This is a genomic window from Salinibacter ruber DSM 13855 (assembly GCF_000013045.1).
In the GTDB taxonomy this organism is placed as follows: domain Bacteria; phylum Bacteroidota; class Rhodothermia; order Rhodothermales; family Salinibacteraceae; genus Salinibacter; species Salinibacter ruber.
In genome coordinates this window covers 809,839-822,187 of sequence record NC_007677.1, presented here as the reverse complement: position 1 = coordinate 822,187, position 12,349 = coordinate 809,839, and the positions used below count along the sequence as shown (strand labels likewise).

Below are 12,349 nucleotides of genomic sequence, written 5' to 3'. Positions count from 1 at the left end.
GAGTGTCGGTCCAACTGCTCGAATTTGTACGCCATGACTCTCAGATCCGTCTGCGCTCTGATTCTGGGCGACTGCTGGCGCAACGAGCGGTTCTGCACGGCAATCCCCCCCCAACTGCGGTCCGTCGTCCGCGGTCCCAACCCTACGCAACCGCCGGGGTGCTCTCCGTTGAAACGTTGGGCCCAGAATCAGAAGCGGAATCCTGGGACGCACCGCCATAATTCGCCCAGAGCACCCACAGCCCAAACACGATGAGATGAAAGAACGCCGGGGCGCCCAGGTTATGGACGATTTCGAAGGCGGGAGGCCAGTGGACCTGAAGGCCCGCGAGCAACGAGACCCGAGCAACATTCGCCAGGTAGATCACTCCGATGCCGAACGGAATGAATAGAAGTCGTCGCCGGGTGGAGCCGGGAAACGCGAGCACGAAGCCTGCAAAGAGCCCGATCGTCGCCAGGCCGTTGCAGCCGTCAACGATTCGGATTCCAGAAGCACGGGCCAGCTCAATGGAGCGTCCGTTGGCGACGGCCTCGATCCCTACCCCTGAAAGAACCATCTGACCGGCGTGCACGACGGTCTGCGACACCCACGCGTCCAACCGCCCGTCTGGGAGTAGCCACAGGTCGTACAGCACGTACCACGCCCCGTAGATCGCCACTGCCTTTGCGAGGAACTGGAGGACGGGCCCGTGGCGGGACAACTTGTAATTGGATTTCTGGTCGGCATTCATGGAGTGCTATACCGAACCGAGGGAGGGTGAGATACTCGCCTTAACTCGAACATACTGTGGGATTCAGGCTCCGAACCCGGACAAAACGTTCTTCAGTGTCAGGTAGACAATCAGCAAATCCAGCGCGGCAGAGCGGTGCTTGACGTAGTACAGGTCGTGCTCAAGTTCGCGGCGCGCTTCATCCACCGCAAATCCGTGCGTCACCTGTGCCCACCCAGTAATGCCTGGACGCACATAATGACGGTACTCAAGGAGCGTTTCCTCCTCAAACAACTCCGGGGAGAAATCAAGAGCCTTGGGCCGTGGTCCGATCAGGCTCAGGTCTCCCTTGAGCACGTTCCAGAGTTTCGGTAGTTCGTTGATCCGTAGCTTCTGAATAAGCCTCTCAACTGAAGTAGCGTTTTCTCGACCGTCTCCTGCGTCCACACCTCGGAATTTCGCCATCTGAAAGGGCTCGCCGTACTGACCAATCCGCTCATGCCACGACAAGACCGGCCCGCCTGACTCCAGCCATAGCATGAGCGAGGCGACTACAAAAATGGGCCCGGTAAACGGTAGACTGAGAGATAGAAGCGTGATGTCAATTGCCCGCTTGACGTGGGAATAATACGGGCGTTCGTCCACAGTCAACTCAGTACGGCAGTCCTCGCCGAGAAGGACTCGGCCCGTGAGCAGTTCGTATAGGTATCCCGCGTGATGGGTCGGAACCTCCGTCAGCCCGTGCTGGGCGATGACCTGCTGGTACGCCGCCTGCGAGCTGTGCAGATCGGCCACGATTCCGTCAACATCGACCGAGTCGAGATGGACATCCTTCATCAGCGTAACGCCCGGAGCCGCAAGGAGTCGATAGCTCACCCCCCCGGAATTACGACAAGGCGCGATTCCCGAAACTGATGGAAAAACTGGTCTACGAGATACACCGCGAGGCCTCCCCCTCCGGCGACGACGGCGATCATCCATAGCGAAGGACCGAGAAGCGAGTGCAGGAGAAGACTAACCGGAACGAAGACACAATTTGCACTGAGAAACGCCGCCTCGAATTGGCCAAGGAACGGATACCGCTCAAGAGCGCTGTTTAGCGACCACGCCCCGAGATACGCAAATACGAAAAGGACGGTTACGGGCCACGCCTCCGCAAACCGTCCCATCGAAAATGTCCCCTCAACCAGCCTTATGGCCAATCCGACGACAACTGGTAGTACGGCCGCGTGCAGGACCTTGGCCCCGACCACATTCGTGCGGTCGAACGTCCCCGGTGGAAGTGCCACCGAAACCAAAACAGGTTCCGGAAGGGACGCATCCTTCGACTCCGTCATTTCAGTCACTCAGTCACAATATCTTCAGGCGGGGATGGTCCGGATATTACCGAGCGGCAAGAAAGGGATGATTTTGCAGCCTCATCGTTCTGCTTTGCTTTCTCCCCGGCTCGGAGTTCCTCAGAACGACCACGACGTTGCTATTTAGCAGATCGCACGCCGGCCATCTCCTGCCTCTCTCCCATGTCATCCGTCTTAACGCTGAGAATGAAAAGTTACGGCGAGAGAATTTTCTCCTCGCCCCTACCGTTGTCCGTCAAGGGAGACGTGCTGGTCTCCGGGGCAGGACGGATGGTCGGATCAAAATACTGACAGTCCACCCCGGCCGCTGCGCACTGCTCCCGGATGCGGGACCGCTCCTCTTTCGACACTGCTTTCAAAGGGACAATCACCTCCTCCACGTCGTGATCTGAGCAGATATCTGGCAGATCGTCCGGAGCACCGAGCACCTCTACCCCTTGCATCCGGTAGCCGTGCCGGACAGAGTTCTCGTCGAGGAGCCCCACAACCGTTCGGCCGAGCTCCGGGTGCTGGCGGAGGTGACGCAGGAGGAGGATGCCGTCGGGGTCACTACCGTAGATGAGGACCCGCCGCCCGCCGTCCCGATGGGCCGCCGCGTACTGGCGTAGCGCCCGAAAGGCAAACCGTGCTCCCCCGATTCCGATCGTGGTGACGAGCCAGTCGAGGATGAGGATCGACGGCGCGAGCGCCGCAGGTCCCTTCACCGTGACCAATCCGACCCAGACGATAACCGACGCCGTGCCCGAGGCCCCGGCAAGCCGAACGACCTCGGGCGTGCCCGCGTGCCGCCAGATGCCCTCGTACAGCCCAAAAGTATAGAAGACAAGGAGCTTTGCCCCGATCACCGCAGGCAAAATTTCCAGCATCACAGCAGACCAATCCGGCGGCGGGGCCCCTCCGTACCGCAAATAAGCCGCCACCACGAATGCGGCGCCGACTACGAGCAGGTCAGCGAGAAGCCCCGCCACGGACTTCCAGGACGCCCCCCCAGCATAGGTGCGCATAAGTGCCCCAAATCGCGCCGTCATTCCAGACTCGCTCGACGAAACCCCTGCCAGTCGACCCCCACCCATCGTGGCGAGGTAGACGCCAACGACGGTCACCAGCACCAGAAGGAGGGCCGCGACCGCAAGTGCGAGGAGCCGCTGCATCCACAGGGCCGACAGGGCCACTCCCCCGAAGGCCGCGCTCATCCCGCTCAGCAAGGCCAGCGCCTGCCCCTCCGAAGCCCCGAGTTTTATGAGCCGGTGGTGAACGTGGTCGGTCCCCCCATCAGTCACAGAACGACCCCGAAGGACTCGCGTGACGGTGACGAAGGTGGTGTCGAAAATTGGTACCGCCATGACCGCAATGGGCACGAGCGTCCCTACCACAGGCCCGCCGCCGCCCTGCACGCCAAGTGCCCCGACCGACAGGAGATAGCCAAGAACGAGGCTCCCGCAGTCGCCCATGAAGACGGAAGCAGGTGGGATGTTGTAAACGAGAAATCCAATGGCCGCCCCTGCGAGAGCCAACATGACTGCCGCTAGCGCCAAGTTCCCCAGCGCAACACTAAGGAGGGCGAGCGCCCCCGCGGCAATCGCTGTTACGCTGGCCGCGAGGCCGTCGATCCCGTCGATCAGGTTGAGCGCATTCGTGATGCCAATCACCCACAGAAACGTGAGTGGTATCGAGGCCCATACGGGACCACCACGCCAGAACTCATGGCCAGCATAGAGCACGGCTGCGGTGGCCAGGACTTGTGTGAGCACCTTTGCTTCGGGCCGCACGCCCCACAGGTCATCGGTCAATCCAAGGGCAAAGAGGGCGCTCGCTCCGATCCAGACCGGCCAGGGGAACGCACCAGTCCCCGCCACGGCCATCCCCAAGGCGACAGCCCCAACAATGGCAACGCCTCCCATGAGGGCTACCGGCCGGTCGTGCCAGCGGTCATCGGAGGGCCAGTCGACCTGTCCGTTCCACCGGGCGATCCGCTTCACGACAGGCGTAAGGCCAAGAGCGGCGAGAAGCGCCACGCCCACACTCAGCCACGCCTCAGCAAGGCCCGTGGAGAATATGGAAGGGAGAACAGACGACATAACGTATCAGACCACTCGGGGCCGAAAAGGCAACGAACGATAAAACTTCACTCTACATGCATTCCCAATCGCAGTAAGTCGGTGGCGTCCGCTCAGGCCCAGAGCCAGTACCACAAGACAATTCGAAAACAAATCTTCTTTCGCGACCGGGCCGAACAGCCTTTCCTCCTGGCTTCGGAAGGCGGTGTTTAGCCACCCAACGTCCTGGCGGTCCACTGACAAGCCCACTACGGGGCTCCCACCTCTTTCCGCAGGAGCGTGGCCCACTGGTCGCAACACTGCTCCTGCTCGAAGCGCTCCAGGAACACCTCACGCCCCCGCTCACCCAGGACATCCCGGCGCTCGGGGTTTTCGTAGAGTGTGCCAATGGTCTCGACGACGGCGTCCGTGGCGGCCCCGTTGCCGTTGTACTGTCCCGGGTCCACCACCCGCCCCACCTCCTGGCGCTGGATCGTAGCTGCTGAGTCGGACGCCTCCGGGCCCACCATTAGCACCGGTCGACCCGCGGCCAGAATGCCGTAGAGCTTGCCCGGCACCGCAATCCCAGCAAATGATCGCCGCAGGGTTAGCAGGTGTACGTCCGCCAGGGATAGTGAGTACTTAATCTGGTCCCGCGGGAAGTAGTCCAGGTACGTGAAGTTGGACAAGTCGCGGGACTCGGCGAAGGACTCAATTTCTTCACGCCGCGGTCCGCGTCCCACAAACAGGAAATGAATGTCCGGATGCCCGTCGAGGCGCCGGGCCGCCCCGAGTACCTCGTCGAAGCGGTGCCCAATCCCCGCATTGCCCGAGTACATGACGACGAACTCATCCTCTAGGCCCACTTCGTCCACGAGAGGATTTTCCTCTTCCGGAATGGGGTAGACCTCATTCTTCTTGTTCCAGACCGGAATCGTGTGAAGGTGCTTTTCCGAAACGCCTTTGTCCCGAATCCGGGCCTTCATATAGGGTCCCAGATCCACGGTAAACGCGGCCTGGCGATAGCTCCAGTCCGCCAGCCGCTGCAAGAGCTGACCCAGCGGCCCGTCGGACTCAATCATTCCGACCGCCTGCTCGGCCTCCGGGTGGAGGTCCATAGACCAAATGCCGTAGGTCTGTCCGCGAAGCAGGTTCGCCACAGCCATCGCCACCGGAAGCAACGGCGGTGTGGTAAGTGACACAACCGCGTCGTAGCGAGGGCCTTTGAGCAGGCGCCACAGCACCTGGAGAAAAAAGCTCGCGTAGTCGGCGATGCGTCCGACGGTCGTTTCGCGCCCAAAGGCGGTCGTGCGGACGCGGTGAACGTGGACGCCGTTGCGCATTTCCTCGGCCGGGACGTCCATCTCGCCGGACAGGTAGTGGCCCCGACTGCAAAGGACATGTACCTCAAAGCCTTCCTCTACGAGGTGCTCAGCGAGGTCCGTCAGGTGCTGGGCCGTCGATGCGAGGTCAGGGGCATAGTGCTGGTTGATAAATAAAAGCGAGGGGGCATTAGACATGAATTTAGGAACGCCAACTTCGGTGTGGAAATCTCGGCGATTCGGGTCTACAAGAGTCCCGCCACGTGAGCCCGACGCACAGTCAAACCCGCTCCTCGTAGATCTCCAGGGTGTCAACGATCATGCCTGCGCGGGAGGATAGACTCTCTGCGACTGACATCCTCCCTACCGACTGGCATCCCCCCTACCTCAGCGAGAAGTGACCACTGGTGTCGGCGGACGGTGAAGGAGCATATCAAGGCCTCGCGGTCCGGTGGCGCACAGACCCGATTTGCACCACAGTTGCGGCTTTACGTGCCCAGAAGCAAGTGGTAATGACCTTGACCATGAGGGAGACGACCAATGGGACTAGACCCGCCGCCTCCAAACGCTTCACGGAATAGCAGGTCAGGGCTCGAGCTTCCGCTAGGCTCTCGTCTCGTTGGCTTCGTAGATAGGCTTGGACTCCCCTGTTTTGCGACCCACCTACACGTCCAGCACCGGCCGGTCCGCGTAGTAGGCTTCGACCCAGCTGACAAACTTCTGCAGGCCTACCTGAATCGGCGTGTCCGGTTCGTAGCCCAAAAGCTCCTCTGCCTTCGAGATGTCGGCATACGTGCGCTCCACATCCCCCGGCTGCTCGGGCAGCTGTTTAATTTCCGGGGTGATCCCCATCGCATCTGCAATACCCGAAATGAGGTCCTTGAGCTGAGTCGTCTCCGAGCCGCCTAAGTTGATGATCTCGTACTCCGGAGCCTCCAAGGATTTGGCTCTGTGGAGACTTCGCATAACGCCGTCGACGATGTCGTCGACGTACGTGTAGTCCCGACTCGACGTGCCATCGCCGTACATGGTGATGGGCTGATCGGTGAGCAGTTGACGGGCAAACTTGTGGATGGCCAAGTCCGGCCGCTGGCGTGGGCCGTAGACCGTGAAGAAGCGCAAGCAGTGCACCGTCATGTCATAAAGGTGGTGGAACGTGTGCGCTAGCAATTCGCCGGATCGCTTCGTGGCCGCATACGGAGAGATGGGATGACGCACCGGGTCTTCTTCTGAAAAAGGGACTTTCTCGTTATTGCCGTAGACGGACGAGGACGAACCAAACAGAAAGGTATCGACCCCGAGCCGCTGGGCGACCTCCAGCATTGACTGCGTACCAGCCACGTTGGCTTGCTCGTAGGCCCCGGGTGACTCGATCGAGGGACGAACGCCAGCCTTCGCGGCGAGGTGAATCACGGCGTCTACGTCCCGCGCGTGAAGCGCTTGGAGGACTGTTCCAGTGTTGCAGATGTCGGTCTCGACGAGCGAAAACGACTCTCGGGGAAAATCCTCGATGCCTTCCTCCTTCATGGCACGGGGGTAGAAGGGATCGAAGTTGTCGATCGCAACAACGGTGTGGCCGACCTTCAAGAGACGGCGGCAAAGACGGGCGCCGATGAAACCAGCGCCTCCGGTGACAACGACGGTCATAACTGAATGGTGTCCTAACTTTTGATAGGGGGGCAAATGATTCGTACCCTCTCAGCTGGGCCAATAGCTCTATATCCCACTTCAGACAGCACCCCACGCCAGATTGACCATTTTCGTGAATGGCAACCCGCCGTTAGCTGCTGTACTCGGCAGCTGTACCAATAGTGGGAGTACGGATTGCTGGCCCGTTAATGCGGCACCGCAAACCGGCTCGTCGTCTCCGCCTCACGATGGGTGCGCATCTGCTGCTCGATCCACTCGGCGGTGACCTCCATCCCGTCCCGAAGCCCCGTCGGCGGCTCCCAGCCCAGTTCCTCCAGAATCTTCGTGTTGTCCGAGTTGCGGCCGTCGACTCCCTGCGGCTTCGTGAGGTCGTACTCCCGGTCGAGGTCCACCTCCACCGCCTGCTCGATCACGTCCACCAGTTCGTTGATCGTCACCAGCTCGTCGCTCCCGAGGTTGATTGGTTCCGTAATATCGGAGTGCATAATCTTCTGTGTCCCCTTCACGCAGTCGTCGATGTACATGAAACTTCGCGTCTGCGTCCCGTCGCCCCAGATCACGATGTCGTCGCTGCCGGATAGCTTCGCCTCGATCGCCTTGCGCGTCAGGGCCGCCGGGGCCTTCTCCCGACCGCCGTCGTAGGTGCCGAACGGGCCGTACACGTTGTGGTAGCGGGCCACGCGGGTCGTCACACCGAAGTCCTCGCGAAAGTGGCGACACATCCGCTCGCTGAAGAGCTTCTCCCACCCGTACCCGTCTTCGGCGAGGGCCGGATAGGCGTCCTCCTCGGATAAAGGCTCTACGTCGGCGGTGTCCTGGAGCTCCTGGTTGTAGACGCAGGCGCTCGACGAATAGAAGTATCTGTCGATGTCCATGTCCCGGGCGGCCATCAGCAGGTGCGTGTTGATCGTCACGCTGAGCATGCAGAGGGCCTTGTTGTTTTCGATGAAGCCCATCCCGCCCATGTCGGCGGCGAGGTTGTAGACGTGGTCCGCGTTTTCTAGCGCGCGGTAGCAGTTCTCTTTCTCCCGCAGGTCGAGGGAGCGGTTGTCCGCCTGCGGAAACTTCTGGAACCACTGGTTCGGCGGCTTGATGTCGACGGCGCGTACCTGATTGAAGCCCTGCCGGAGCAGGTCGGCCACGAGGTGACCGCCGATGAAGCCACCTGCACCGCAGACGACGACGGTGTTGTCGGTGTCGACATCGCCCTGGAAGATGGACTCCGCCTCGACCCGATTCCTCGGATTTGACGAGAGAATATCCCTGCGTGGATCCGGCGCTCTATTCGAGAAAGAGTGACCGTTCGTACTAGAGGAGAACTCTGTCATTTTTTTGGCCGACTTGTCTTTTAGGTGTACACCAGTGGATCCCCCCGATATATAGTGGATTTTCTCTCGATACGTATCAGATCCATTGCTAGGCGCGCAGTCTTCCTACTCACCGGTGAGACACGCTTGGGGTGCTCCCGATCTCTGTACCAGGGTGAATGTTAGACTGGTGCTGGAGTGAGAACAGAGACTGCGACGCAGTTTGCATAATACTCCGCCCGGCTTTGGAAATCAACTGAGATGTGAGGCCGTTCGGTGTTGTATTCTTCACGGTACCGGGTGCCAAGTACTTTTGCTTCGAGCAGGTGACCAAAGACTTCTCGGCCGAGCGGCTCAAAATTCACTACACGCCTGAGCATGGAGGTTGGCTAAACGTGGCGGAGATCGACCAGTCCGTTTGGGCGCGGCAGGCCCTCAGCCGCCGAATTCCGTCAAGTCCAGTTTTTTGTGTAACGCGCCTTGCCTATCAAGCTGGTTGTAGCGTGGGACTAGGAGATTCTGATTTCAGTTCTTGAGCGTCTCTTCCGGGCTCTCTGGTCCGCCATTCGTAGAACTCCTCGATTGTCCAGTAGCGCCTTCCGGTGGACCATTCTTCGTGTTTTTCGGCCAGCAAGGCCCCAACGAGGCGCCAGGCCGACGCTTTGTTCGGAAAGATTCGAATGACCTTCTCCCGTCGGCGGATCTCCTGGATGAGCCGCTCCATCATGTTCGTCGTTCGGAGTCTCTCGCGATACTTTTCCGGAAGAGCTAGAACAGCAGTGGCATCCAGAAGGCCTTCTTCAAAAGCCTCATGCGCGTCGCTGGTGGCCAACTCTACGCCGGAGAGGCCTCGCTTCTTGAGTTCCCCCAGCAGCTCTCTCCAGCTTTCTCCGGTCTCCCGGAGAGCGATCTTGAATCCAAGAATCTCTCGGTAGCCGTCTTCACTGATTCCGACGACAACGGGTGCCATAGCCGACCGCACCGCCTCCCCGCGACGAACCTTTAGCTGCATGGTGTCGGCCGGCAGGAACGGATATTCCTCCTCAGGGGGCCAATCCGCCAAAGCGCACAGAACAAGTCCGATTTTTTGTGCAAAAGTGCGCTGCGTGAGGTTCGGTCAGGTTGCTTACGGTTTGTCGGCTAAGCTCTCGCCCACAGAGCTCAGTGGTGATCTTATTAACCCGGCGCGTCGATACGCCTTGGAGCACCATCTGCATCAGTGTCGTCACCAGTCCTCTTTTCGACCGCTGATAGCGTTCGAACAGCCGGGTCGGGGAGGTCCCGTCTCTATCGCGACGTACTTCCAGCTTCAGGAACCCAATCCGCCTGGTCAGGGCCCGCTCGGAGCTCCCACTGCGGTAGACACGCAGACCCGGGGCCCGTTCACCATGGTTAGCTCCAAGGGGCTCGGTCATCTCTGTCTGCAGAATCTGGATCATCACCTTGCCCAGAAGCACTTCGGCTCCCTTGTCGCCGACCTTTGGCTTCGCGGAGGGTCTCCTCGTCTAACGACACCTGGATTTGGGTCAGCGTCTCTGTATGGTCGGTTCGACTGTGGTGGTCAAACCAACCTACAGGCGGCGGTGGCCCTTTTCTATTCCACCTCGCTTCCGGTCAGGCCATCATTGGCTTCGCACAACTTATTAAACACAACCGGGAAATGAAATAAAAGAACGGATATAAAACAATTTACACCAACTGTCTTAGGTAACTATTGTGATGCATTCCTATCTAACCAAAAACTTCAGTCACCCATTTACCCAGACTATTTTCCATACACACCGTTATCTACTTTCCTCTAAGAACCACGACACAGTCTCTCTTATTCCCTCTTGAGTAGAATACGGAAGAGGGCCGCATATTTGCCTCGTTCTCTCCATGTCATACGTATACTCTGTAAGTATGTTATTTAACCTAAACGAGTTAAAGGGAAAACTCTTCCAGCCGAGCCAGTTAATTATATCCCCAATCTTGGCCAAGACTTTAGCCACCTGTAGTGGACAAGTCGGTATTGACCTTGAGCCCATTTCTTCCTGTAACATGTTAGCATATTCACGCAGAGAAATAGGTTCATAGTCCGCAAGGTACAGCACCTCCTGATGTATACTGTCAGAAGAGGTGGTCAGTATTTTGTAATACTGGTGCGCGACATTTCCCGCGTACCCATAGGACTTGTATAAGTCTTTTTTACCAATATGAAAATATATTCCCTTCTGTATATATTCCAAAAATTTTTGGTAGTGTGGCTTCATGTAAGGCCCCCACACTGTCGTTGGTCGAACTATACACCAGGAAACCCCTCCACCATCCTTATCCCGAACAATTTGCTCCGTTCTAACCTTACTTTTTCCATACAACGTGTCCGGGCAGTACTCCGTGTCGTGAGCGGGCACGTATCCAGTTCGGCACACGAGCTGGGATGACGTATAGATAGCTCTTCGAATTGAAGGAGTACTACCCACCGCGTCGACCACATTCCGAACACCGTCTATATTGGCAGCATAACCATCTAGGTTCTCCGTTTCGTCCAGATCCGTACGAGCGGCGAGATGGATAAGGGCATTAGGAGCAGCAGCACGTATAACCTCCATAACCCTCTCACGGTTGAGAATATTACACGTGTAATGCTCGTCAACATTCCGAGGTTCATTCTGTCGATCCAAACCTATTACTGTAAAACCTTCCTCTTGAAGTCTTTCCGTAAGCCATCGCCCAACTATCCCATGAGTCCCAGTCACCAGAACACGCATCATATCAGTTATTTTACATCAAGTAATTGACGCAACTCCTCAAGTGTATCATGCCACCTTGAAAGATGTGGATCTAAGGAGAATTGTTTTTGAAAACGTGACCAGCCCTCCACAGCTGCGCGCTTTCGCGCTTCCTCATTCTTCGCATATGCCCGGATGGCATCAGCTATCCGAGAACAAGTCGGCTCTTGAAGCTGAATACCGATACGATCATCAAGCTGATAAGGTATTTCACCGATTGTGGAGGTAATGACCGCACAACCACTTGTCAATGCCTCCATAATAACATGAGGCTGAGCCTCTACCGAGAAGTAGCTCGGAAAAACAAATATATGTGTTTTATGATACAGGTCCACTTTTTCTTGACCATCAACCCAATCAAGCCACTTTATATTTATGTAAGAAGAATTATTTATAACCTCAATCTTATCGCGAATTGCCGCCTCGGTTTGCTTTCGGTCGCTAAATATCCCCTCCCCTTCGTGCGTACTGATTGGGCCAGCCAAAATCGCATCCGTCTCTGGCATACTACTATCATCTGCAAGCATCTCAAGAGCTTCTAAGTAACGGAAGTAACCCTTAGTCTGGATTAATAAGCCTAAATACATAATACGTACTGGGGGAGCACTATTTTGCTTCTCCATCACTTGGCCCCGACTCAGGGATGGAAACGTGCACGTGTTTGGATTCACAACTATTTTTTGCTCAGGTATGCCCATACTTGATAACCTTTTTTTCTGGTTAGGGCTAAGTACGTTTATTTTATCAGCGCATGAGAGCATTAAAACGAATGTTCTGTTTACGATACTCTCGGGCTCCCATTGCATAAATTTTCCTCCATGTAAAGCAATAACTGATGAGAATTTTGCGGCAAATGCACGAATTAGTACAAATGGAATCGCCATCCTCACTATCGAAACCAGGCTTTGGCCCATATTCATATACATAGTTACCTCACTACCTGAGTATTTATATATATCACCAATAGCTTTCACCATCTCATTACACATCCTAACAACCGCCCTAATACTAATCTCATTACCGCCTTCATAAGCTGGAAGTTGCAGGCTCCGTATATCCCATTTCTCTCTGTTTATATTTTCAATAAGAATTTCTGTGGATCGTTTCTGGCCTGAAAAACCCTTAGGGCAAGCATACGCAAAGAGAAGAACTGGTCTGTCCGAACCCGTATTAGCTTTTGTCATAATACCTTATTT

9 protein-coding genes and 1 pseudogene are annotated in these 12,349 nt (G+C 57.0%); all 10 read right to left on the bottom strand.

Going from position 1 to position 12,349, the window contains the following annotated elements; all coding sequences use genetic code 11:
• Nucleotides 1-142 precede the first annotated feature (142 nt).
• On the bottom strand, nt 143-730 hold the full coding sequence (gene xrtX / locus SRU_RS03290) for an exosortase X (protein WP_011403397.1): 588 nt from the start codon (nt 728-730) through the stop codon (nt 143-145).
• Between the two features lie 63 nt (nt 731-793).
• Complete coding sequence (locus SRU_RS03285) at nt 794-1,585, bottom strand: sugar transferase (protein ID WP_164923472.1); 792 nt, start codon at nt 1,583-1,585, stop codon at nt 794-796.
• Nucleotides 1,582-2,046 (bottom strand): hypothetical protein, encoded by a 465-nt coding sequence (locus SRU_RS03280; RefSeq protein ID WP_237701886.1) that lies wholly within the window; start codon nt 2,044-2,046, stop codon nt 1,582-1,584. Before SRU_RS03280 ends, SRU_RS03285 begins: the two co-directional genes overlap by 4 nt.
• 215 nt (nt 2,047-2,261) lie before the next feature.
• Entirely contained in the window at nt 2,262-4,145 is a 1,884-nt protein-coding gene (locus SRU_RS03275) for a hypothetical protein (protein ID WP_164923470.1), read from the bottom strand.
• Between the two features lie 227 nt (nt 4,146-4,372).
• Nucleotides 4,373-5,623, bottom strand: a complete 1,251-nt coding sequence (locus SRU_RS03270) for a glycosyltransferase family 4 protein (RefSeq protein WP_164923469.1) — start codon at nt 5,621-5,623, stop codon at nt 4,373-4,375.
• A 465-nt stretch (nt 5,624-6,088) separates the two neighbouring features.
• Nucleotides 6,089-7,072 (bottom strand): NAD-dependent epimerase/dehydratase family protein, encoded by a 984-nt coding sequence (locus tag SRU_RS03265; protein ID WP_011403393.1) that lies wholly within the window; start codon nt 7,070-7,072, stop codon nt 6,089-6,091.
• Between the two features lie 188 nt (nt 7,073-7,260).
• Entirely contained in the window at nt 7,261-8,403 is a 1,143-nt protein-coding gene (locus SRU_RS03260; protein ID WP_011403392.1) for an NAD-dependent epimerase/dehydratase family protein, read from the bottom strand.
• Between the two features lie 466 nt (nt 8,404-8,869).
• A pseudogene (locus tag SRU_RS15960) lies at nt 8,870-9,839 on the bottom strand (IS256 family transposase).
• Nucleotides 9,840-10,166: 327 nt separating this feature from the next.
• Complete coding sequence (locus SRU_RS03250; RefSeq protein ID WP_164923468.1) at nt 10,167-11,135, bottom strand: NAD-dependent epimerase/dehydratase family protein; 969 nt, start codon at nt 11,133-11,135, stop codon at nt 10,167-10,169.
• Nucleotides 11,136-11,140: 5 nt separating this feature from the next.
• Nucleotides 11,141-12,337 (bottom strand): glycosyltransferase family 4 protein, encoded by a 1,197-nt coding sequence (locus tag SRU_RS03245; RefSeq protein WP_011403391.1) that lies wholly within the window; start codon nt 12,335-12,337, stop codon nt 11,141-11,143.
• Between the last annotated feature and the right edge of the window lie 12 nt (nt 12,338-12,349).

Excerpts from the sequence above, each read along its gene's own strand:
- xrtX (WP_011403397.1), bottom strand. The coding sequence starts at position 730 with ATGAATGCCGACCAGAAATCCAATTACAAGTTGTCCCGCCACGGGCCC.
- SRU_RS03280 (WP_237701886.1), bottom strand. The coding sequence starts at position 2,046 with ATGACGGAGTCGAAGGATGCGTCCCTTCCGGAACCTGTTTTGGTTTCG.
- SRU_RS03275 (WP_164923470.1), bottom strand. The coding sequence starts at position 4,145 with ATGTCGTCTGTTCTCCCTTCCATATTCTCCACGGGCCTTGCTGAGGCG.
- SRU_RS03270 (WP_164923469.1), bottom strand. The coding sequence starts at position 5,623 with ATGTCTAATGCCCCCTCGCTTTTATTTATCAACCAGCACTATGCCCCT.
- SRU_RS03265 (WP_011403393.1), bottom strand. The coding sequence starts at position 7,072 with ATGACCGTCGTTGTCACCGGAGGCGCTGGTTTCATCGGCGCCCGTCTT.
- SRU_RS03260 (WP_011403392.1), bottom strand. The coding sequence starts at position 8,403 with ATGACAGAGTTCTCCTCTAGTACGAACGGTCACTCTTTCTCGAATAGA.
- SRU_RS03250 (WP_164923468.1), bottom strand. The coding sequence starts at position 11,135 with ATGATGCGTGTTCTGGTGACTGGGACTCATGGGATAGTTGGGCGATGG.
- SRU_RS03245 (WP_011403391.1), bottom strand. The coding sequence starts at position 12,337 with ATGACAAAAGCTAATACGGGTTCGGACAGACCAGTTCTTCTCTTTGCG.